Source organism: Enterobacter sp. SM3, from assembly GCF_009811935.2.
GTDB lineage: Bacteria > Pseudomonadota > Gammaproteobacteria > Enterobacterales > Enterobacteriaceae > Enterobacter > Enterobacter asburiae_D.
The window spans coordinates 1893433-1916299 of sequence record NZ_CP099971.1 but is presented as its reverse complement, the minus strand read 5'-3'; the positions used below and the strand labels follow the sequence as shown (position 1 = coordinate 1916299).

Annotated in this window: 21 protein-coding genes; 12 read left to right on the top strand and 9 right to left on the bottom strand. The window is 56.0% G+C overall.

Translation table 11 applies throughout. The features are described from left to right. The first annotated feature begins 57 nt into the window (after positions 1-57). A complete protein-coding gene (locus GVO84_RS08995; RefSeq protein WP_159513916.1) occupies positions 58-1365 on the top strand; it encodes a sulfurtransferase in 1308 nt (435 codons plus the stop codon). Here the strand turns inward: GVO84_RS08995 and GVO84_RS08990 are convergent. Further along, a complete protein-coding gene (locus GVO84_RS08990; protein WP_159513915.1) occupies positions 1362-1979 on the bottom strand; it encodes a CDP-alcohol phosphatidyltransferase family protein in 618 nt (205 codons plus the stop codon). The genes GVO84_RS08995 and GVO84_RS08990 overlap by 4 nt on opposite strands. Then, entirely contained in the window at positions 1972-2541 is a 570-nt protein-coding gene (locus GVO84_RS08985; RefSeq protein ID WP_159513914.1) for a carboxymuconolactone decarboxylase family protein, read from the bottom strand. The genes GVO84_RS08990 and GVO84_RS08985 overlap by 8 nt, the downstream gene beginning before the upstream one ends. A gap of 75 nt (positions 2542-2616) precedes the next feature. Between GVO84_RS08985 and GVO84_RS08980 the strand changes: the two genes are divergently transcribed. Then, positions 2617-3033 (top strand): pyrimidine (deoxy)nucleoside triphosphate diphosphatase, encoded by a 417-nt coding sequence (locus GVO84_RS08980; RefSeq protein WP_121423414.1) that lies wholly within the window; start codon positions 2617-2619, stop codon positions 3031-3033. On the opposite strand, the gene GVO84_RS08975 is transcribed toward GVO84_RS08980, so the two are convergent. Then, on the bottom strand, positions 2993-3271 hold the full coding sequence (locus tag GVO84_RS08975; protein WP_115874800.1) for a DUF1496 domain-containing protein: 279 nt from the start codon (positions 3269-3271) through the stop codon (positions 2993-2995). The two genes, GVO84_RS08980 and GVO84_RS08975, sit on opposite strands and share 41 nt — an antisense overlap. A gap of 228 nt (positions 3272-3499) precedes the next feature. On the opposite strand from GVO84_RS08975, the gene gdhA reads away from it, so the two are divergent. Beyond that, entirely contained in the window at positions 3500-4843 is a 1344-nt protein-coding gene (gene gdhA / locus GVO84_RS08970; RefSeq protein ID WP_159513913.1) for an NADP-specific glutamate dehydrogenase, read from the top strand. Positions 4844-4914: 71 nt separating this feature from the next. Here gdhA and GVO84_RS08965 read toward each other — a convergent pair whose 3' ends face one another. The 3 genes from GVO84_RS08965 to GVO84_RS08955 form a co-directional block, all read right to left on the bottom strand. Then, entirely contained in the window at positions 4915-6822 is a 1908-nt protein-coding gene (locus GVO84_RS08965) for a DNA topoisomerase III (RefSeq protein WP_159513912.1), read from the bottom strand. A 4-nt stretch (positions 6823-6826) separates the two neighbouring features. Continuing rightward, entirely contained in the window at positions 6827-7870 is a 1044-nt protein-coding gene (gene selD / locus GVO84_RS08960; protein WP_008500702.1) for a selenide, water dikinase SelD, read from the bottom strand. A 116-nt stretch (positions 7871-7986) separates the two neighbouring features. Further along, on the bottom strand, positions 7987-8538 hold the full coding sequence (locus tag GVO84_RS08955; protein ID WP_121423411.1) for an NAD(P)H nitroreductase: 552 nt from the start codon (positions 8536-8538) through the stop codon (positions 7987-7989). A 167-nt stretch (positions 8539-8705) separates the two neighbouring features. Here GVO84_RS08955 and sppA point away from each other — a divergent pair, with 167 nt between their 5' ends. The 4 genes from sppA (at position 8706) to GVO84_RS08935 (ending at position 13769) form a co-directional block, all read left to right on the top strand. Further along, complete coding sequence (sppA, locus tag GVO84_RS08950; RefSeq protein WP_159513911.1) at positions 8706-10562, top strand: signal peptide peptidase SppA; 1857 nt, start codon at positions 8706-8708, stop codon at positions 10560-10562. 63 nt (positions 10563-10625) lie between these two features. Beyond that, on the top strand, positions 10626-11642 hold the full coding sequence (gene ansA / locus GVO84_RS08945; protein WP_008500705.1) for an asparaginase: 1017 nt from the start codon (positions 10626-10628) through the stop codon (positions 11640-11642). Positions 11643-11651: 9 nt separating this feature from the next. Further along, positions 11652-12293, top strand: coding sequence for a bifunctional nicotinamidase/pyrazinamidase (gene pncA / locus GVO84_RS08940; protein ID WP_121423409.1), 642 nt, complete (start codon positions 11652-11654; stop codon positions 12291-12293). A gap of 219 nt (positions 12294-12512) precedes the next feature. Beyond that, on the top strand, positions 12513-13769 hold the full coding sequence (locus GVO84_RS08935; RefSeq protein WP_159513910.1) for a glycoside hydrolase family 18 protein: 1257 nt from the start codon (positions 12513-12515) through the stop codon (positions 13767-13769). Between the two features lie 60 nt (positions 13770-13829). Here the strand turns inward: GVO84_RS08935 and GVO84_RS08930 are convergent, their stop codons facing one another. Together GVO84_RS08930 and msrB are read right to left on the bottom strand one after the other, a co-directional pair. Continuing rightward, the gene (locus GVO84_RS08930) at positions 13830-14093 is read right to left on the bottom strand and encodes a YeaC family protein (protein ID WP_196239757.1); all 264 of its coding nucleotides are present in this window, start codon (positions 14091-14093) and stop codon (positions 13830-13832) included. A 56-nt stretch (positions 14094-14149) separates the two neighbouring features. Further along, positions 14150-14563 carry a peptide-methionine (R)-S-oxide reductase MsrB gene (gene msrB, locus GVO84_RS08925; RefSeq protein WP_024908573.1) on the bottom strand — a complete coding sequence of 138 codons (414 nt, stop codon included), beginning with the start codon at positions 14561-14563 and terminating at the stop codon, positions 14150-14152. Positions 14564-14903: 340 nt separating this feature from the next. Here msrB and gapA point away from each other — a divergent pair, with 340 nt between their 5' ends. The 3 genes from gapA (at position 14904) to GVO84_RS08910 (ending at position 18203) form a co-directional block, all read left to right on the top strand. Continuing rightward, complete coding sequence (gene gapA / locus GVO84_RS08920; protein WP_023311257.1) at positions 14904-15899, top strand: glyceraldehyde-3-phosphate dehydrogenase; 996 nt, start codon at positions 14904-14906, stop codon at positions 15897-15899. 230 nt (positions 15900-16129) lie between these two features. Beyond that, positions 16130-16771, top strand: a complete 642-nt coding sequence (locus tag GVO84_RS08915) for a hypothetical protein (RefSeq protein ID WP_236545796.1) — start codon at positions 16130-16132, stop codon at positions 16769-16771. A 547-nt stretch (positions 16772-17318) separates the two neighbouring features. Beyond that, positions 17319-18203, top strand: coding sequence for a D-hexose-6-phosphate mutarotase (locus GVO84_RS08910; RefSeq protein WP_159513909.1), 885 nt, complete (start codon positions 17319-17321; stop codon positions 18201-18203). Positions 18204-18299: 96 nt separating this feature from the next. On the opposite strand, the gene GVO84_RS08905 is transcribed toward GVO84_RS08910, so the two are convergent. Further along, a complete protein-coding gene (locus GVO84_RS08905; RefSeq protein WP_121423406.1) occupies positions 18300-19046 on the bottom strand; it encodes a MipA/OmpV family protein in 747 nt (248 codons plus the stop codon). A gap of 430 nt (positions 19047-19476) precedes the next feature. Between GVO84_RS08905 and yeaG the strand changes: the two genes are divergently transcribed. Together yeaG and GVO84_RS08895 are read left to right on the top strand one after the other, a co-directional pair. Then, positions 19477-21411: a protein kinase YeaG gene (yeaG, locus tag GVO84_RS08900; RefSeq protein WP_008500713.1), complete on the top strand. Its 1935-nt coding sequence runs from the start codon at positions 19477-19479 to the stop codon at positions 21409-21411. Positions 21412-21485: 74 nt separating this feature from the next. Beyond that, a complete protein-coding gene (locus GVO84_RS08895; RefSeq protein ID WP_024908577.1) occupies positions 21486-22769 on the top strand; it encodes a YeaH/YhbH family protein in 1284 nt (427 codons plus the stop codon). Positions 22770-22867: the final 98 nt, after the last annotated feature.

The following is a 22867-nucleotide window of genomic DNA, read 5'->3' as shown; positions in this document are numbered from 1 at the left end:
TTTCCGTTTCCGGAGAGACGACAATGCCCCCCTCTTTTACTGACGTCAGGTTATTCGATGAAACGTGTTTCTCAACTGACCGCGCTGGCCCTGCTTTGCGGCCTCGCTTCCTTTTCCTCTCTGGCGGCTGATATGGCCAACGCGATAACGCTGTCTCAGCTTCAGGCGCAGCGCGGCACGCCTGTCGACACCCGTCCCAGCGCGTTTTACAACGGCTGGCCGCAGACCCTCAGCGGCCCCTCCGGGCATGAACCCGCCGCACTCAACCTTGCTGCCGCCTGGCTGGGCGCAATGAGCGACGAGCAGATTGCGAGCTGGGCAAAACAGCATCAGCTTACGCCTGCGACGGCCATCGCCCTGTACGGTGACGAGAACGACAACCAGGCGGTGAAGTCCCGCCTGGAGAAAACCGGATACCGCCACGTCTCGCTGCTCAGCGACGCGCTGCAGACGCCCGACCGCCTTCAGCGCCTGCCCCACTTTGAACAGCTGGTTTACCCGCAGTGGATCCACCGCCTCCAGCAGGGTAAACCCGTGACCGCCGCACCGTCGGGTGACTGGAAAGTGATTGAAGCCGCCTGGGGCGCACCGAAGTTTTACCTGCTGAACCACATTCCCGGCGCGGGCTACATCGACACCAACGAGGTGGAAAGCGAGCCGCTGTGGAATAAAGTCTCCGACGACCAGCTGAAAGCGATGCTGGCGAAGCACGGGATCCGTCACGATACCACCGTCATTTTGTATGGCCGCGACGTTTACGCCGCCGCGCGCGTGGCGCAGATAATGCTGTATGCGGGCGTGAAGGATGTGCGAATTCTCGACGGCGGCTGGAAGGCGTGGTCAGATGCAGGCCTGCCGATTGAACGCGGCACGCCCGGTAAAATAACGCCAGCCCCCGATTTCGGCGCGCCGATCCCTGGCCAGCCGCAGCTGATGGTCGATATGGAGCAGGCGCGCGGGATGCTGCACCGTCAGGATGCCTCCCTGGTCAGCATTCGTTCGTGGCCGGAGTTCATCGGCGAAACCAGCGGCTACAGCTACATCAAGCCAAAAGGTGAAATAGCCGGTGCCCGCTGGGGTCACGCGGGCAGCGACGCGACCCATATGGAAGACTTCCATAACCCGGATGGCACCATGCGCAGCGCGGACGATATCGCCGCCCAGTGGAAGCGCTGGAATATTCTGCCGGAACAGCACGTCGCGTTTTACTGCGGCACCGGGTGGCGGGCGTCAGAAACCTTTATGTACGCCCGGGCGATGGGCTGGAAGAATGTTGCCGTCTATGACGGCGGCTGGTACGAATGGAGCAGTCACCCGCAAAACCCGGTCACTACCGGCGCGCGCGGGCCAGAGAGTGCGCTCTAAGGGTTGAGTGACTTCAGCGTCACATAGCCGCTCCAGATGCGCGTTGTGGTGGTCAGCCAGCACAGCGCGCCGAATACCCACGCGAATAGCGCAAAGTGCGCCGGGAAGAGGCAGCACAGCACGAACAGCGCGATGGTCTCCGTCCCTTCCGTTAACCCACCGATGTAATAAAACGACTTGTGCGCATAGCCGGGGTTGTCGATGTCGTGCTTCGCGGCCAGCGCGGCAAACGCCAGAAAGCTGCTGCCGGTACCGATAAACGCAAACAGCAGCCAGGCGGCCGCCAGCGCATTTTCTGCGGGAGCCGCGAGCGCAAAGCCAAACGGAACCAGGGCGTAGAACAGAAAATCGAGCGCGATATCGAGAAATCCCCCCGCATCGGTCAGCCCTCTCCGGCGCGCCAGCGCGCCGTCCAGGCCATCCAGCAGGCGGTTAAGCACGATGGCGACCAGCGCCGCCGGATACCAGCCGAGGGCCAGAAACGGCAGCGCCAGCACGCCGACGGCAAACCCGGTCAGGGTTAATCCGTCGGGCGTGATGCCCGGCTTATCCAGCACGGAAACCAGACGATTCAGAGCGGGCTTAACCCGCGGGTGCAGGTGACGGTCAAGCATGGGGAGTCTCGTTAAACGTGGCGCACAGCCCCTGCGCCGGAATATCCAGCGCGGCATTAAAGCGGGCGGAGAGATTCTGAAACGCAATGAGCGCCGTCATCTCGGTGATGGCCTCGTCCGTGAAGTGGCGTTTCAGCGTCGTTCTGATAGCCTCATCCGCTCTGGGCGGCGTGGCGGTCACCGCCTCGGCGTAGGCCAGCGCCGCGCGCTCCTGCTCGGTGAACAAAGTGGAATCATGCCAGTCGCCCACGGCCTGAACCTTATCCAGCGCGCCGCAGCGCTCGGCCAGCCGCAGGCTGTTGGCATCAATACAGAAAGCGCAGTGACAGAGCTGGGACACCCGCGTCATGAGAAGCGAACGAAGCACGGGCGTCAGGCGCGCGCGACGGCGCTCCAGAAAACCGACAAACAGCGCCACCAGCCAGAACAGACGCGGCATGCGCCCCCACCAGCGGGTGGGATTGAGCACCGCGCCAAAATGCTTTTTCTGCATGGCGGCAATCGGTTTAAGGCTGGCGGGAAGGGTTTCGAGGGGGGCAACCCAGGCGGTGGTCTCTTTCACCTGATTCTCCTGATTACTGGACTCTGAGAAAGGGCACGATAATATGTCTTTTTTCGCTATCAATTATTGACGACCATGCTGAAAACACTCGATGTCGTTGCCGCCATTATCGAAAAAGACGGCAACATTTTACTGGCGCAGCGCCCTGCCCATGCCGACCAGCCGGGAATGTGGGAATTTGCAGGCGGTAAAGTCGAGGCAGGAGAAACCCAGCCAGAAGCGCTTATCCGCGAGCTGCGTGAAGAGTTGGGCATTGACGCCCTGCCGGGGCAATACGTGGCAAGCCACCAGCGGGAAGTCTCCCAGCGGTTGATCAATCTGCATGCCTGGCACGTTCCTGCTTTTCGCGGCGAGCTCACGGCGCACTACCACAGCGCGCTCGCGTGGTGTACGCCGGAAGAGGCGTTTGGCTACGCCTTAGCCCCCGCGGATATTCCGCTGCTGGAAGCGTTTATTGTTTTACGCGACGCCAGACCAGCGGGTTTGTGCTGATGGCGCGCTCGTCGCGCTGGCACTGCAGCAGAATACCGTCCGCTTTCACAACGGCCCCTTCCGAGTAGTTCTGATTCTGATAGATACAGCACTGATTGCAGGGTTGTACCGTTTGATTCTGGCCGCTGGAGCTAAACACTTCCGGCGGCACATTCACCTCCACGTCCGGGCGAATGCGGTCAGCCTGCGCGCCTGCGGTAAAGATCAAGCATAACGCGGTGAGTAGATAACGTTTCATAGACACATCTTCCTGTAGTTCCTTGATAAAGACTATAACGGTAAACCCGAGCGGAACCATTAATTTATCTCTTCATCGCTTTTGGTTATGACGCCCGCGCGCTCATTAATTTCCCTTTCGGCATACATTTCCGCTTGCCTCACAAAGCGGTACGGGTGGTATAGTCAAAAAAACAACACAAATCGCATAAGTAATACACATAAAATACGATAAGAGGTTCTTATATCTATGGATCAGACACGCTCTCTGGAAAGTTTCCTTGCCCATGTTCAGCAGCGCGACCCGCACCAAAGCGAGTTCGCGCAGGCCGTACGAGAAGTTATGACCACCCTGTGGCCCTTCCTTGAACAAAACCCGCGTTATCGCCAGATGTCGCTGCTTGAACGCCTCGTCGAGCCAGAGCGCGTGATCCAGTTCCGCGTGACGTGGGTTGACGATCGCAATCAGGTACAGGTTAACCGCGCGTGGCGCGTACAGTTTAACTCGGCCATTGGCCCGTTTAAGGGCGGCATGCGTTTTCATCCGTCCGTGAACCTGTCGATTCTGAAATTCCTCGGCTTCGAGCAGACCTTTAAAAACGCGCTCACCACGCTCCCGATGGGCGGCGGTAAAGGTGGCAGTGATTTCGACCCGAAAGGCAAAAGCGAAGGCGAAGTGATGCGCTTCTGCCAGGCGCTGATGACTGAACTCTACCGCCACCTTGGTCCTGACACCGACGTGCCTGCCGGTGATATCGGCGTGGGCGGACGTGAAGTGGGCTTTATGGCCGGGATGATGAAAAAGCTCTCCAACAACAGCGCCTGCGTCTTTACCGGCAAGGGGCTGTCGTTTGGCGGGAGCCTGATACGCCCGGAAGCGACTGGATACGGCCTGGTTTACTTCACCGAGGCCATGCTCAAGCGCCACGGTTTAGGCTTTGAAGGCATGCGCGTCGCGGTGTCCGGCTCCGGTAACGTGGCGCAATACGCGATTGAGAAAGCGATGCAGTTTGGCGCTCGCGTGGTAACCGCCTCTGACTCCAGCGGCACGGTGGTGGATGAAGCGGGCTTCACGGCAGAAAAACTGGCGCGCCTGTGTGAAATCAAAGCCAGCCGCGACGGTCGCGTGGCGGATTATGCCCGGGAGTTTGGCCTGACCTACCTCGAAGGTAAACAGCCGTGGGGCGTGCCGGTGGATATCGCCCTGCCGTGCGCCACGCAGAACGAGCTGGATGTTGAAGCCGCGCGTACATTGGTTAGCAACGGCGTAAAAGCGGTGGCCGAAGGGGCGAATATGCCGACCACCATCGACGCGACGGACCTGTTCCTGGAAGCGGGCGTGCTGTTTGCGCCGGGCAAGGCCGCTAACGCGGGCGGCGTGGCGACCTCCGGCCTCGAAATGGCGCAAAACGCCGCGCGTCTCGGTTGGAAGGCGGAGAAAGTGGATGCGCGCCTGCACCATATCATGCTGGATATTCACCATGCGTGCGTGGAGTACGGCGGCGAGGCATCGCAAACCAACTACGTGCGCGGAGCGAATATCGCCGGATTCGTGAAGGTGGCGGATGCGATGATTGGGCAGGGTGTGATTTAAGGTTTATATCGTGCGGCCGGGTGCCCTCACCCCGGCCCTCTCCCACAGGGAGAGGGAGAAAACCGGGCGTATCAGGCCGCGCTCTTTTTCTTCTTGAACGGTTTCTTCGCGCCGCTACCGGGTGCAACCATTCCTCTGAACGTTTTCACCGGCGTGCTGCGCGCCTGATCGATCAGCTGGTAAAGCGTCCCGACCAGCGGCTGCATAAAGTCCTGGTAGCGGCACTGCTTCTCGCTGATCTGCGTCAGAACCGACTCCCAGTGCGCGGTCATGTCCGGCCTGGCGGCCAGCTCCGGCAGCGAATGAATCAGGGCACGGCCCGGCTCTGTCGAATGGATATAGCGCCCTTTTTTCTCGAGGAAACCACGCTTAAACAGCAGCTCGATAATCCCTGCTCGCGTCGCTTCCGTCCCCAGACCGTCGGTGGCGCGCAGGATCTTCTTCAGATCTTTATCCTGCACAAAGCGGGCGATCCCGGTCATCGCCGACAGCAGCGTCGCGTCGGTGAAATGGCGCGGCGGCTGGGTCTGACGTTCAACCACTTCGCCCTTCTCGCACAGCAGTTCGTCATCTTTGGCGACCACCGGCAGCGGCGTGCCGTCGTTCTCTTCGTCGCGCTCTTTATTCCCCAGCAGCGTGCGCCAGCCTGCCTCTGCGAGGAAACGCGCTTTGGCGATAAACTTGCCTTTGGCAATCTCAAGCTCAATCACGCACTTGCGGAATACGGCGTCCGGGCAGAACTGCATCAGGTACTGACGGGCGATCAGGTTATAGACCTTCGCTTCGTTATCCGTCAGGTTGACGCTGCTGGCGCGGGCCGTCGGGATAATCGCGTGGTGGGCATCCACCTTTTTATCATCCCAGCAGCGGTTATGGGTGTCCGGGTTTACCGCCGGCTGCGGGAGCAGATCCGGCGCGTGCACGCCGATGGCGTTCATCACCAAGTGGCGTCCGGCAAAGTGCTCTTCCGGCAGATAGCGGCTGTCCGAACGCGGATAAGTGATGAGCTTATGGGTTTCGTAGAGCTTCTGACAGATATCCAGCACGTTCTGCGCGCTCAGGCCAAACTTTTTGGCCGCCTCAATCTGCAGGGCCGACAGCGAAAACGGCAGCGGCGCGGGTTCTGATTCCCGTTTATCGTTATAGCTGGTGACGATTGCGGGCTGCCCGGTAATGCGGTTAACCACATGATCGGCCAGCGGACGATGGAGCAGGCGCCCCTCTTCATCCTGGTACGATTCGCAGGCATCGCTCGGCTGCCAGACGGCGGTAAAGCGTTCGTCTTTAGGCGTGACGATATGCGCTTTCACTTCAAAAAAATCTTTGGCGACGAAGTTCTCAATCTCTTCGTCACGACGCACCACCAGCCCCAGCACCGGCGTCTGCACGCGGCCCACGGAAAGTACGCCCTGATAGCCCGCGTTGCGCCCGAGGATGGTGTAGGCGCGGGTCATGTTGATGCCGTACAGCCAGTCGGCGCGGGCGCGGGCTAAAGCCGAGACGCACAGCGGAATAAACTCGCTGTTGGCGCGCAGGCGCGAAATCGCCCGCTCGACGGCCTGCGGGTTGAGGTCGTTGATCAGGCAGCGCTGCACCTGCTGGCGCTTTTCCGGCGCCAGCTCAAGATAGTCCAGCACCTCATCCACCAGCAGCTGACCCTCCCTGTCCGGGTCACCCGCGTGCACGATTTCAGCGGCTTCATGCAGGAAGCGCTTGATCACGTTGAGCTGTTTGGTGACCGAAGGCCGGGGCTGCAGGCGCCATTTTTCCGGCACGATGGGCAGATCGTTCAGGTTCCAGCGGGCGTAGCGGCTGTCGTAGACATCCGGCTGCGCCTGCTCAAGCAGGTGACCAATACACCAGGTGACCACCTGCCCGTTACCGCATTCGATAAAGCCGTCACCTTTGCGATGCGGTTTAGGCAGCACGTCGGCGATGGCGCGAGCCAGGCTCGGCTTTTCGGCAATAAACAACCGCATCGAATTAACGGATCTCAATCATCGGTCGGCCACCGCGCGCGGTCACCAGCTCGCCGATCGCCGTCAGGGTGATGCCGAACTCGGCGGCAGTGGCCTGAACCTCGGCTTCGGATTCCGGCGTGACCGCCAGCAGCAGGCCGCCGGAGGTTTGCGGATCGCACAGCAGGTTGCGCCACTCCTCAGGCATCTCGCCCATCAGGTGACCGTAGCTGGCGAAGTTGCGCTGAGTACCGCCCGGGACCGCGCCCTGAGCAATATACTCCTCCACGCCCGGCAGCTTAGGCACGTCCTGATACCAGACCTGCGCCTGCACGCCCGCGCCCTGACACACTTCAGAGAGGTGCCCCAGCAGACCAAAACCGGTGACGTCGGTCATCGCCTTCACGCCGTCGATATTGGCAAACGCCGCACCGGCGAGGTTCATCTGGCACATGACTTCCGTTGCCAGACCTTTGTGCTCCGGTTTCAGCAGGGATTTTTTCTCAGCCGTAGTCAGCACGCCAATGCCCAGCGGCTTGGTAAGGAACAGTTTGCAGCCCGCCTGCGCGGTGCTGTTGCGCTTCACGCGTTCGGTCGGCACCACGCCGGTGACGGCCAGACCGAAGATCGGTTCGGGCGCATCAATAGAGTGACCACCGGCCAGCGCAATCCCCGCCTGCTGGCAGGCAAAACGACCGCCATCAATCACTTCACGGGCCACTTCCGGCGGGATGGTGTTGATCGGCCAGCCCAGAATGGCAATCGCCATGATCGGCTTACCGCCCATCGCGAAGATATCGCTGATGGCGTTGGTGGCCGCAATGCGACCGAAGTCGAACGGGTTGTCGACAATCGGCATAAAGAAGTCGGTGGTGCTGATAATGCTGGTGCCGTTACCTAAGTCATAAACTGCAGCATCGTCACGCGTTTCGTTGCCGACAAGCAGGTTCGGGTCGACAAACTTCGCCTGTTCACTGTGCAGGATGGTCTCCAGCACTTTCGGGGAAATTTTACAACCGCAACCGGCTCCGTGGCTGTACTGCGTTAAACGAATGGTTTGCTCGCTCATGGACGTCTCCTGTCATCTCAATCGCGCTATGGTAGCGCTCATTCCATAAAGAGGTAAGTATGACTGTCTGAATTCTGCGGCAGATGCTCAGAATCCAGACAGTTTAGCGTGCGTTATCAGAAACGGCTGACGAAAGGCGTGGTGTCCGGCACGCTGATGGTGCTGGAGGCTTTAAGCTGTGGGGTGCCGAGATAGAGGAAGCCGACAATTTTATCGTGCTCGCCACAGGCGAAGCCATCACGCACGACCGAACTTTCGGTCAGCGGCCCGGTGCGCCAGATGCCATTGAAGCCCTGCGCGACGGCGGCCATCTGCATTGCCATAACCGCGCAGCCTGCGGACATTTCCTGCTCCCAGACCGGCACCTTATGGTCAGCCTGGCATTTCGCCACGACGGCGATAATCATCGGGGCGCGGAACGGAGCATTGCGCGCCTTGTCGATACCTTTCTCATCCTGCCCGGCGGCAACCGCGCCCTGCTCCAGCAGCTGGCTAAAACGATCGCGGCCTTCGCCTTCAATCACAAAGAAGTGCCACGGCTGCAGCGTACCGTGATCGGGGGCACGCATGCCGGCACGCAGAATGTTCTCCAGCTGCTCGCCTGCCGGGGCAGGTTCGGCCAGACGGGAAGCGCTACGGCGGTTAACAAGCAGTTCGAGTGCGTCCATTGGTTAACTCCTTTCTTGAAATTTACTCACAAAATTAACACGGCGGCAGATTTTGTTACAGCCTGGCAGGCGATTCCTGCTGACAAGTGGCGGTTGGGTCATTACGATAACCCAACATTACCGTCCAGTGGCGACGGAAACAGTCATTTTCTGGTTAGGGAGAATACATGCGAACCCTTTGGCGAATCTTTGCCGGTTTCTTTAAATGGACGTGGAGACTGCTCAACTTCGTCCGCAACCTGGTGATGAACATCTTCTTCATCTTCCTGGTTCTGGTTTGCGCGGGCATCTGGATGCATATCAGCAATGCGAATCAGGCGCAGCATTCAACGCGCGGCGCGCTATTACTCGATATCACCGGCGTTATTGTTGATAAGCCGTCCACCAGCAGTCGCCTGAGCGTGATTGGTCGCCAGCTGTTTGGCGCAACCTCAGATCGTCTGCAGGAAAATTCCCTGTTTGATATCGTCGATACCATCCGCCAGGCCAAAGACGACCGTAACATCACCGGGATCGTACTGGATCTGAAAGATTTTGCCGGGGGCGATCAGCCTTCAATGCAGTACATCGGTAAAGCGCTGCGCGAATTCCGCGACAGCGGCAAGCCGGTGATTGCCGTGGGCGACAGCTACAGCCAGGGGCAATATTATCTGGCGAGCTTCGCCAATAAAATCTGGCTCTCCCCGCAGGGCACTGTGGATCTGCACGGCTTTGCCACCAACGGCCTGTACTACAAATCTCTGCTCGACAAGCTGAAGGTCACCACCCACGTCTTCCGCGTCGGCACGTATAAATCAGCCGTCGAACCGTTTATCCGCGACGATATGTCCCCTGCCGCCCGTGAAGCGGACAGCCGCTGGATTGGCGAGCTGTGGCAGAACTATCTGGGCACCGTTGCCGCCAACCGCCAGATTACGCCTGAGCAGGCGTTCCCGGGCGCGCAGGGCGTGCTGGAAGGCCTGCGTAAGGTTGACGGTGATACCGCGAAATATGCGCTGGATAACAAACTGGTTGATGCCCTGGGCACCAGCGCCGAGATTGAAAAATCCCTGAGCAAGCAGTTTGGCTGGAGTAAAGAGGATAAAAATTACAGCGCCATCAGCATGTATGATTACTCGACGAAAAAGCCGGATGACAGCGGTGACAGCGTAGCCGTGGTGTTTGCCAACGGCGCCATCATGGACGGTCAGGAGACCCCGGGTAACGTGGGCGGCGATACTACCGCGTCACAAATCCGCGATGCTCGCCTGGATCCGAAAGTGAAAGCGATTGTCCTTCGGGTGAACAGCCCTGGCGGCAGCGTCAGTGCCTCTGAAGTGATCCGCGCTGAACTGGCCGCGGCGCGCGCCGCCGGCAAGCCGGTCGTCGTATCCATGGGCGGAATGGCCGCCTCCGGGGGTTACTGGATCTCAACGCCAGCCAACTACATCGTGGCTAACCCAAGCACGCTGACCGGTTCGATTGGCATCTTCGGGGTGATCAACACCGTGGAGAACAGCCTGGATTCCCTGGGCGTGCATACCGATGGGGTGGCCACCTCTCCGCTGGCGGATGTGTCGGTGACCAAATCTCTGCCGCCGGAAGTCTCTGAGATGATGCAGCTCAGCATTGAGAACGGCTATAAACGCTTTATCACCCTGGTCGCGGACTCGCGTAAAAAGACGCCTGAGCAGATCGACCAGATCGCGCAGGGCCACGTCTGGACCGGCCAGGATGCGAAGAGCAACGGACTGGTGGACAGCCTGGGCGACTTCGATGACGCGGTGAAGAAAGCCGCCGAGCTGGCAAAACTCAAGCAGTGGCATATCGAGTATTACCAGGACGAGCCGTCGTTCTTCGATATGGTCATGGACAGCATGTCCGGCTCGGTACGCGCCATGCTGCCGGAGGCGATGCAGGCTTACCTGCCTGCGCCGGTTGCCACGGCGGCGAAAGCGATGAAGGCGGAAAGCGACAAGCTCGCGGCCTTTAACGATCCACAGAGTCGTTACGCGTTTTGCCTGACCTGCGCTAACGTCCGTTAAAAACCGTCCCCTCTTCCCGCGAAGAGGGGATTTTTTTCTTTTGAAGAACAAGAACTCACTACCATGCAGAAGAAATCGATTTATGTAGCCTACACTGGCGGTACCATCGGTATGCAGCGCTCTGAAAACGGCTATATCCCTGTCTCCGGCCACCTTCAGCGTCAGCTTGCGCTGATGCCAGAATTCCACCGTCCGGAAATGCCTGACTTCACCATCCACGAATACGAGCCGCTGATGGACTCCTCCGACATGACGCCGGAAGACTGGCAGCATATTGCGGATGACATTAAAGCCCATTACGACCAGTACGACGGCTTCGTGATCCTGCACGGCACCGACACCATGGCGTTTACCGCCTCGGCGCTCTCCTTCATGCTGGAGAACCTGAGCAAGCCGGTTATCGTCACCGGGTCGCAAATCCCGCTGGCGGAGCTGCGCTCAGACGGGCAGATCAACTTGCTGAACTCCCTCTACGTTGCGGCGAATTACCCGATCAACGAAGTGTCTCTGTTCTTTAACAACCGTCTGTATCGCGGCAACCGCACCACCAAAGCTCATGCCGACGGTTTTGACGCCTTCGCCTCCCCTAACCTGCAGCCGCTGCTGGAGGCCGGGATTCATATCCGTCGTCTGGGCACGCCGCCTGCGCCGAACACCGCTGGCGAGCTGATTGTGCATCCGATTACCCCGCAACCGATTGGCGTGGTTACCATCTATCCGGGTATCTCTGCGGACGTGGTGCGTAACTTCCTGCGTCAGCCGGTGAAAGCGCTGATTCTGCGCTCTTACGGCGTCGGCAATGCGCCGCAGAACGGCGAATTCCTGAAAGAGCTTCAGGAAGCCAGCGAGCGCGGAATTGTGGTCGTGAACCTGACCCAGTGCATGTCCGGAAAGGTCAACATGGGCGGCTATGCCACCGGTAACGCGCTGGCGCATGCGGGTGTTATCAGCGGCTTCGATATGACCGTTGAGGCAACGCTGACTAAACTTCACTATTTACTGAGTCAGGATCTGGACATTCAGTCCATTCGCAGCGCGATGATGCAAAACCTGCGTGGCGAGCTGACCCCGGACGAATAAGGAGTGCTCATGAAGCAACGCGCCCTGCTACTGGTCGATTTGCAAAATGATTTCTGCGCGGGCGGTGCGCTGGCCGTCGCCGAAGGTGACAGCACCGTTGACGTGGCAAACACGCTGATGGACTGGTGCAAAGCCCGCGGCGAAGCGGTTGTTGCAAGCCAGGACTGGCACCCGGCGAACCACGGCAGCTTTGCCAGCCAGCACGACGTCGAGCCTTTCACTGAGGGGGAACTCGACGGGCTGGCGCAAACCTTCTGGCCGGATCACTGCGTACAGCAGACGGAAGGCGCGGAGCTGCATCCGCTCCTGAATCAGAAAGCCATCGACGCGGTGTTCCACAAAGGTGAAAACCCGGCTATCGACAGCTATAGCGCGTTTTTTGATAACGGGCATCGCCAGAAAACGGCGCTGGACGCGTGGTTACGTCATCACGAAATCACGGAGCTGATTGTGCTGGGCCTGGCGACGGATTACTGCGTGAAGTTTACCGTTCTGGACGCGCTCCAGTTAGGTTACACCGTCAGCGTCATCACCGACGGCTGCCGCGGGGTGAACATTCACCCGCAGGACAGCGCTCAGGCGTTTATGGATATGGCTGCGGAAGGCGCGACGCTGTATACGCTCGAAGACTGGCTGGAGACGCAGGCGTAAGTCTTTTAAGCCGGGTGGCGGCTGCGCCTTACCCGGCCGACCTTTCCCCGTAGGCCGGGTAAGGCGCAGCCGCCACCCGGCAATCCCCCTCTCCAATCCCCCATAAAGTGAACTCCCTCGCATCCTCAGCGAAGCTGCAATGCTATTCTCGTCAGGCTGTTTTTTCGCCACGCCTTTTCTGTGGCGTGGTTAATTTTATTAAGTCAAAGAGGAACTTGTATGAAACGTTTGCCCTTGCTGGCAGCATTACCCTTGCTTTGCGCGTCAGTTGCCTCCGCCAGTACCCTGATGTCCGTGGGCTACTTTAACGGGGGTGGCGATGTCACCGCCGGACCGGGTGGCGATATCAATAAATTAGACGTTCGCCAGATCACCCACCTGAACTACTCGTTTGGTCTGGTCTATAACGACGAAAAAGACGAAACCAACGCTGCGCTAAAAGATCCGGCGAAACTGCATCAGATCTGGCTATCGCCAAAAGTCGCTGCCGATCTGGCCCTCATCCCTACCCTGCGTAAGCAAAACCCGAACCTCAAAGTGCTGCTTTCCGTTGGCGGCTGGGGCGCGCGTGGCTTCTCTGGTGCAGCGGCAACCAAAGAGACGCGCGCGGTGTTTATCCGCTCCGCGCAGGAGATTGTCGACAAATACGGCCTGGACGGGATCGATCTCGACTGGGAGTATCCGGTCAACGGCGCCTGGGGGCTGGTCGCAAGCCAGCCCGCCGACCGGGATAACTTCACCGCCCTGCTGAAAGAGATGCGTACGGCGTTCGGGCATAAAAAGCTGGTGACCATTGCGGTAGGCGCGAATGCGGAAAGTCCGAAAAGCTGGGTGGATATTAAAGCCATCGCGCCCCTGCTCGACTACATCAACCTGATGACCTACGACATGGCGTACGGTACGCAGTACTTCAATGCCAACCTGTATGACTCCAGCGCCTGGCCGACGGTGGCTGCCGCAGACAAATACAGCGTAGATTTTGTGGTGAATAACTATCTGGCCGCCGGGCTGAAGCCGCAGCAGATGAACCTCGGGATTGGTTTCTATGGCCGCGTACCGAAACGCGCCGTTGAGTCGGGTATCGACTGGACGAAACCGGATGCGCAAAAAAATCCGGTTACCCAGCCCTACTTCGGGCCTCAGGAGATCGGGTTGTTCAAGTCACTCGGCTATGACCTGACCAAAGATACCTACGTGAAGTACAACGATATTGTGAAGAAGCTGTTGAACGATCCGCAGAAGCGCTTTACCGAGCACTGGGACGACCAGGCGAAAGTACCGTGGCTCTCGGTGAAGGGTGCCGATGGCAACGCGCTGTTCGCGATTTCGTATGAGAACCCGCGTTCCGTTGCCATCAAAGCGGACTACATCAAAGAGAAAGGTCTCGCCGGGGCGATGTTCTGGGAGTACGGGGCTGATGACAACAATCAGTTAGCGAAGCAGCTGGCGGAATCGCTCGGGATCCCGCATAAGTAGTAAGACAATCAAGCCCTCTCCCCGTGGGAGAGGGTTGGGTGAGGGCATCAACCCGCACCCTTATTGCATTTTCATCGTCGCAATCGGCTTCGGCGTGATGCCGAAGTCTTCTTTCAGCTCGCGCTTGCTCTTCATCACCATCTGGCCCTGGGTGTCGATAGTCATGTGCTGCGCGTCGGTGTTATTGCGCGCCTGCCACAACATCACCAGCTGCAGGCTGTTCTCTTTTTGCTCCGGCGTCAGCGCGACGCCATCGGGCCATTTTCCCAGCTCTACGGCGGTCACCAGACGCTGATAAATCTCCGGCGTCATACCGCTAATCATGTCATCAATATTCACAATCGCGCCCTTTTAGAGGAATAATTAGCTGAATCGTTTTTTCAACCCTTCACCTGGTCGCCGTTTTCGTCGTCAGTGAAGCTCATTGAGGCTGAGTTCACGCAGAAACGCTCGCCCGTGGGCTGAGGGCCATCAGGGAAGACGTGCCCAAGGTGCGCATCGCAGTTGCCGCAGCGAATTTCCGTGCGCACCATGCCATGCGACGAGTCGGTCAGGTAGCGGATGGCTTCATCGCTCACCGGCTCGTAGAAGCTCGGCCAGCCGCAGCCAGAATCAAATTTCGTTTGTGAGTTGAACAGCGGCGCATCACAGACCAGGCAGTGGTAGACGCCGTCTCGCTTGTTGTGCAGTAAACGCCCGGTGAACGGCGGTTCCGTCCCGTGATTCTGCGTCACGTAAAACTGCATTTCTGTGAGGTTTTTTTTCAAATCTTCAGGGTTACGTTGGTTCGACATATGCTTACATCTCGCTGTAGAAACAGACATCTTTTAACCCGGATTCTAACAAAACATTAACACCCTTGCGTGCACTTTTGATCTAAACTTATGTGTCGCGAAAAGGCGGTCAGGCAATTGTGATCATGCTCACATTTTTATCCTGCGAGGCCTTTAAAATCCCGGCGCAGCCCCCATATGGGTGCAAGCTCAAAGGGAAAGTGAGGCGAGTCAGTCGCACAAACGTTAGTCACAGGATTGATTTGTCGCAATGATTGACACGATTCCGCTTGACGCTGCGTAAGGTTTTTGTAATTTTACAGGCAACCTTTTATTCACTAACAAATAGCTGGTGGAATATATGACTATCAAAGTAGGTATCAACGGTTTTGGCCGTATCGGCCGTATTGTTTTCCGTGCTGCTCAGAAACGTTCTGACATCGAAATCGTTGGTATCAACGATCTCCTGGACGCTGAATACATGGCGTACATGCTGAAGTACGACTCAACTCACGGTCGTTTCGACGGCACCGTTGAAGTGAAAGACGGCCACCTGGTTGTTAATGGCAAAACCATCCGCGTTACTGCTGAAAAAGACCCAGCTAACCTGAAATGGAACGAAATCGGTGTTGACGTTGTTGCTGAAGCAACCGGTATCTTCCTGACCGACGAAACTGCACGTAAACACATCACTGCGGGTGCGAAGAAAGTTGTTCTGACTGGTCCTTCCAAAGACAACACCCCAATGTTCGTTCGTGGTGCAAACTTCGAAACTTACGCTGGCCAGGATATCGTGTCTAACGCATCCTGTACCACCAACTGCCTGGCACCGCTGGCTAAAGTTATCAACGACAACTTCGGCATCATCGAAGGTCTGATGACTACCGTTCACGCAACCACCGCTACTCAGAAAACCGTTGATGGCCCGTCTCACAAAGACTGGCGCGGCGGCCGTGGCGCGGCTCAGAACATCATCCCATCCTCTACCGGTGCTGCTAAAGCTGTAGGTAAAGTACTGCCAGAACTGAATGGCAAACTGACTGGTATGGCGTTCCGCGTTCCAACTCCTAACGTATCCGTTGTTGACCTGACCGTTCGTCTGGAAAAAGCTGCTTCTTATGAAGAAATTAAGAAAGCAATCAAAGCTGCTTCCGAAGGCGCAATGAAAGGCGTTCTGGGCTACACCGAAGACGACGTTGTATCTACCGATTTCAACGGCGAAATCTGCACTTCAGTATTCGATGCTAAAGCTGGTATCGCACTGAACGACAACTTCGTTAAACTGGTATCCTGGTACGACAACGAAACCGGCTACTCTAACAAAGTACTGGACCTGATCGCTCACATCTCCAAATAAGTTGAGATGAGTGTTTGATCCAAAAAGGCGACTTCGGTCGCCTTTTTTTTATTGGTTTAAATTGTTGTTTAATATCATTTTTATCATCTCCATAAACCGCATACTGCCCACTATCATAGTGAATATCACTCACTCCCCTCATAAAAATGGGTATAAAAACCTTTCCCCCATTTCTGCCTTATGATTTTATGTCTCTGGGAGAAAGATTGTCATTTGAGGGAGTATATAAAATGGACAGCGCGAAAATATTAGCAAAAAGAATGCTGAAAAGCCTTAATGCGGACGACTCCGGATTTTTGGTTTCAATTGCTCATGGCATGCTCTCCTTCCCCGTCAGCATGTATTATCTAGGCTATGATTTCCTGGATACAACCCATCGTCATTCTAACTTTGATGATCGGGTTCGAATGGCGAACATGCTCAAACGAGGTATGTCACTCAATCAGGAGGCTCAAAAGATAGTAAATGTCGTTGTCAGAGAGTTCATGTCAAAAGTTAATATGGATGATGTTCAGGGGATTGCGCAAAATTTTACTGGCGTAATGGCTGGTAAATTTATATTTGCAGAGTTAACCGGAATAAAACTAGGTGCGGCGATATCCTCACAGATAATGGTTTCCTTTGCTTCTGGAGTGGTACTCGGAAGTGTTCTCACCATTGGTGCCGAGACCTCCAGGGCCATCTACACAGCCCGCAAACTTGAAAACCAGAACCCCGCTCTTTACTACCGACTTAAAGGGATGGGTGATTTGGATCTTCTTTACTTCCTTGTTGAAGATAAATTGAAACCTTTCATTGACGCTTGCAGTATGGCAGATGTTAACAAGCAAGAATTTAATGAGATGTGCAAATATTTTTTCGGTGGATTATGAACGTACAAGACTCTATCAGATTTATAGCATCCCGAATCTTGCGTGGATTAGGGATGGGGATTGCTTCTGCTGGCCTATTGTTCTGTATTTATTTCTTTTCATTTTCAAAAGATGAATCCCGATTCATCTGGGGCGGAGCGTCTGTTGCTCTCATTATCGTTGGTTACTTTATATACCGAGTAGCTATCCTTAAGATATTTGACGAACGATGATGGTCTCACTACCCTCCCCCTGTCATTAAGCCCTCCATCGGTGGGTGTGATGCTAAAGAACCAGACATGTCTGCTCCCAGTGAATTTCACCCACTCCCAGGATCGGCGGAGCAGACATTTTTTCTTCGCCGTCTCGGATCCGCTTCCGTCTACCTTCTGTCGCTGCATCTGTGAGGCGTGGTTTAACAATTGCCCCAATCACTGATGTTAGGCGTGGTTTTATGCTGTAGAATGTTGTGACCACATTACTGCAAAAACAGTAGCTTACTGAATTCACCAAATCATGATGGGCCACTTCGGTCGCCTTTTTTATTTATAAGACAGAGGATTGCTTAATGATTAATAAAATTTTTGCACTTCCGGTAGTCGAACAACTTACCCCTGTGCTCTCCCGCCGTCAGATTGACGGTGCCGACGTTATCGTCGTTGACCATCCGCGCGTCAAAGCGTCCGTGGCGCTGAACGGCGCCCACCTGCTTTCCTGGAAACCGGAAGGCGAAGCCGAAGGATTGTGGCTGAGCGATGCGACCTCCTTCAAAAAAGGGGCCGCTATTCGCGGTGGCGTGCCGATCTGCTGGCCGTGGTTCGGCCCGTCCGCACAGCCGGGTTTACCGTCTCACGGTTTTGCCCGTAACCAGCAGTGGACGCTGAAAGCACATAATGAAGATGACAACGGCGCCGTGCTGACCTTTGAGCTGCAGGCTAATAATGAAACCCGCGCCCTCTGGCCGCACGATTTCACCCTGTACGCCCGCTTTAAGCTGGGTAAAACCTGTGAAATCGAACTGGAAGCCCACGGTGAGTTCGAAACCACCGCCGCCCTGCACACCTACTTCAACGTGGGTGATATCAGCGCCGTGAAGGTGAGCGGTCTTGGCGATACCTTTATCGACAAAGTGGATAACGCCAAAGAAGGTAAACTGAGCGACGGCGTACAGACGTTCCCTGACCGTACCGACCGCGTCTACCTGCACCCGGAAGCGTGCAGCGTGATCCACGACGGCGCGCTGAGCCGCGCAATTGAAGTGGTCCATCATCATCACAGTGACGTGGTGGGCTGGAACCCGGGTCCGGCGCTGTCCGTCAGCATGGCCGACATGACGGATGAAGGGTATAAAACGTTTGTCTGCGTGGAAACCGCCTGCGTGAGCACGCCGCAAAAAGCGAGCGACGAAAAACCGTCTCGTTTAGGGCAGACAATTAAGATTGTGAAACGCTAAGGCATTTCACCTCCCCCGCTTCACTGCACCACATTAAAGCAAACGGGGCGCAAGCGCCCCGTTTTAATGCATCAATTGCACAATATTAGTGCGAAATCAGAACTTGTAGCTCACGCCTACAGAGAAAATACCCGCCCAGGATTTGTCGACCATCGGGCTATCCTTCACTTCGTCGCTCAGTCGCTCATAGCGGCCGGTACCGTACACGCTCCAGTCGCCAAGGAAGTTGTAGCTCGCGGTCAGCTCCAGGTAAGGATCCCAGCCGTCATCTGCACTATAACTTTTCAGACCACTGCGGCGGGACTCGTTTTTAGAGACGCCGTAGTAGTAGTCGTTGTAGTTCTCGCTGTTGTATTGCACACCGATACCCGGCGTCAGAGTCAGCCCACCGTTGGTATAGCGGTACAGCCACGCCAGATCCCAGATAAAGCCGTTGCTGTTATCCAGCGTATCACCCGCCAGGGCCGTACGCAGGAAGCCATACTGGGTGTTATGCACGTATGAGAGCCCGGCCATCATCGAGCTTTTGCGCTTGTCGAGCTGGCGAAGCGCGTGGCTATCGCTGTCACCCGGCTTGAAGTGCGTTGGATCGTAGTAGGCCATGATGGAGAGCTTATCGGCCTTATCGTTCCAGAGATAGTAGCCGCCGCCGAGCCCGCGGAACCAGACGTTATCGCCTTCATAGGTGATAACGGGAACAGGATACACATCACGGTCATACTGTTTGTACGGGCTGTTAATGACGCCAACACCCGCGCCAACCGTCCACTGACTTTCCGCCTGTGCGGTGTTCACTGCGGTCGCGGCAAGGATGCCCAATGCCAGAAGTTTGAGTTTGGTCACAATCCATTCTTTCCTGTAGTCAAATAATCAGCGGATGAAGTGTAACCGCCATTCCCGTACATCCCAAAATTTTTTGCCTGCTAATCAGTCTGATTAACCCGTTATTTTTAACTTTTCAGATGACAGCCCGCTTTCATTTATATGACCACTGAATGAAAAACGTGCATTTGTCTTATAACGACAGTGGAAATTTTTGGATGAGTTATTGATATGTCATTGAAAGTAGATTTTCTGGGCATGCAAGTTTTGCAAATGCCATCTACGCTTTAATTTAAGAAGAGTTTTCCTGAACACCTGCGGTTCTTAGCGTCTGACCTGGCACACAGGTTGCTGCTCTGGCAGTGAGGTGCGAGAGATTCTCTTCCGGGAGCCTCCACTACTCATACGAACGGCTCTTATCCTGTGCTAAAAAACGAAAGGACGGCATGCCATGAATATATTCGATCACTATCGCCAGCGCTATGAAGCTGCCAAGGACGAAGAGTTCACACTGCAGGAGTTTCTTACCATCTGTCGGCAAGATCGCAGTGCCTATGCCAATGCGGCAGAACGGCTATTAATGGCTATTGGTGAGCCAAACATGGTTGACACTGCCCTGGAGCCTCGGCTTTCCCGTCTCTTTTCGAATCGGGTGGTCGCCCGATACCCGGCGTTTGAAGAGTTCTATGGTATGGAAGATGCCATCGAACAGATTGTCTCCTATCTGAAGCATGCCGCTCAGGGTCTGGAAGAGAAGAAACAGATCCTCTATTTACTTGGCCCGGTGGGTGGCGGTAAATCCTCGCTGGCTGAACGCCTGAAGTCGCTGATGCAGCGCGTGCCTATCTATGTACTGAGCGCCAACGGTGAACGCAGCCCGGTGAACGACCATCCGCTGTGCCTGTTCAATCCGCAGGAAGATGCGCAGATTCTGGATAAAGAGTATGGCATTCCGCGTCGCTACCTTGGCACCATCATGTCGCCGTGGGCGGCAAAACGCCTGCACGAGTTTGGTGGCGATATCACCAAGTTCCGCGTGGTGAAAGTCTGGCCATCTATCCTTGAACAGATCGCCATCGCCAAAACAGAACCCGGTGATGAGAACAACCAGGACATCTCGGCGCTGGTGGGTAAAGTCGACATCCGCAAGCTGGAAAACTTCGCGCAAAACGATCCGGATGCCTACGGTTACTCAGGCGCGCTGTGCCGCGCGAACCAGGGGATTATGGAATTCGTCGAGATGTTTAAAGCACCGATTAAAGTGCTGCATCCTCTGCTGACGGCGACCCAGGAAGGTAACTACAACGGGACGGAAGGTATCTCCGCCCTGCCGTTTAACGGGATTATTCTCGCCCACTCGAACGAATCTGAATGGGTGACCTTCCGTAATAACAAAAACAATGAGGCCTTCCTTGACCGCGTGTACATCGTCAAGGTGCCTTATTGCCTGCGGATCTCCGAAGAGATCAAAATTTACGAGAAACTGCTTAACCACAGTGAGCTGGTGCATGCCCCCTGCGCGCCCGGCACGCTGGAAACGCTGTCACGCTTCTCCATCCTTTCGCGTCTGAAAGAGCCGGAAAACTCCAGCATCTATTCGAAAATGCGCGTCTATGACGGTGAGAGCCTGAAGGACACCGACCCGAAAGCGAAATCGTATCAGGAATACCGCGACTATGCCGGGGTTGATGAGGGGATGAACGGTCTGTCCACGCGTTTCGCGTTTAAGATCCTCTCCCGCGTCTTTAACTTCGACCATGCGGAAGTGGCGGCCAACCCGGTTCATCTGTTCTACGTGCTGGAGCAGCAAATCGAACGCGAGCAGTTCCCGCAGGAACAGGCTGAACGCTATCTTGAGTTCCTCAAAGGTTACCTGATCCCGAAATACGCCGAGTTCATTGGCAAAGAGATCCAGACGGCCTACCTGGAATCCTATTCAGAATACGGGCAGAACATTTTCGACCGTTATGTCACCTATGCTGACTTCTGGATCCAGGATCAGGAGTACCGCGACCCGGATACCGGCCAGCTGTTTGACCGTGAATCCCTGAACGCGGAGCTGGAAAAAATCGAGAAGCCTGCGGGGATCAGCAACCCGAAAGACTTCCGTAACGAGATTGTGAACTTCGTCCTGCGCGCCAGAGCGCATAACAACGGACGCAATCCGAACTGGACCAGCTACGAGAAGCTGCGCACGGTTATTGAGAAGAAAATGTTCTCCAATACCGAAGAGCTGCTGCCGGTGATCTCGTTTAACGCCAAAACCTCAACCGATGAGCAGAAAAAGCACGACGATTTTGTCGACCGTATGATGGAAAAAGGCTACACCCGCAAGCAGGTCCGCCTGCTCTGCGAATGGTATCTGCGCGTGCGTAAATCGTCTTAAAACAAGTGCCCGGTAGCGGTTAGCGCTTGCCGGGCCTACAAAATGCAAGTTGGCAAATGCAGTACGGGGGGCATATGACCTGGTTTATTGACCGGCGTCTTAACGGCAAAAACAAGAGCACGGTGAACCGCCAGCGCTTCTTGCGTCGTTATAAAGCGCAAATTAAACAGTCTATCTCCGAGGCCATCAACAAACGCTCGGTGACCGACGTCGACAGCGGCGAGTCTGTCTCCATCCCCACCGATGACATCAGCGAACCGATGTTTCATCAGGGGCGAGGCGGCCTGCGCCATCGCGTACACCCAGGTAATGACCACTTCGTTCAGAACGACAGAATTGAGCGCCCTCAGGGCGGCGGCGGTGGTTCAGGAAGCGGTCAGGGACAGGCCAGCCAGGACGGTGAAGGCCAGGACGAATTTGTCTTCCAGATTTCGAAAGATGAATATCTCGACCTGCTGTTTGAAGACCTGGCGCTGCCGAATCTGAAAAAGAATCAGCATCGTCAGCTTAATGAATATAAAACCCATCGCGCGGGCTATACCGCCAACGGCGTGCCCGCCAATATCAGCGTCGTGCGTTCGTTGCAGAATTCGCTGGCGCGACGAACGGCGATGACGGCGGGCAAACGGCGCGAACTGCGCGAGCTGGAGAGCAGCCTGAAGGTCGTGGAAAACACGGAACCGGCGCAACTGCTGGAAGAGGAGCGCCTGCGTAAAGAGATTGCAGAGCTGAGGGCGAAGATCGAACGGGTACCGTTTATCGACACCTTTGACCTACGCTACAAGAATTACGAAAAAAGGCCTGAACCCTCCAGCCAGGCGGTGATGTTCTGTCTGATGGACGTGTCAGGCTCGATGGACCAGGCCACCAAGGATATGGCGAAGCGTTTTTATATTCTGCTCTACCTGTTCCTGAGCAGAACCTATAAGAACGTGGAGGTGGTCTATATCCGCCACCACACTCAGGCGAAAGAGGTGGATGAACATGAGTTCTTCTACTCGCAGGAGACCGGCGGGACCATCGTATCAAGCGCCCTGAAGCTGATGGATGAAGTGGTGAAAGAGCGTTATGACCCGTCGCAGTGGAATATTTATGCCGCGCAGGCGTCGGACGGTGATAACTGGGCCGACGACTCACCGCTGTGTCACGAGATTCTGGCGAAGAAAATTCTGCCGGTAGTGCGTTACTACAGCTATATCGAAATAACCCGGCGCGCGCACCAGACCCTGTGGCGGGAGTATGAACATCTGCAATCGATGTTCGATAATTTTGCCATGCAGCATATCCGTGACCAGGATGATATTTATCCGGTCTTCAGAGAGCTTTTCCACAAGCAATCTTCTACCAGCAACGCATAACCCAACAGCCAGCGAACCCGCTGGCTGTTTTCTTTCGACCCCGCTCATCCCGTGCTAATGTAGAACGCTGCATACTGGATTATCACCGGGAAATCGTT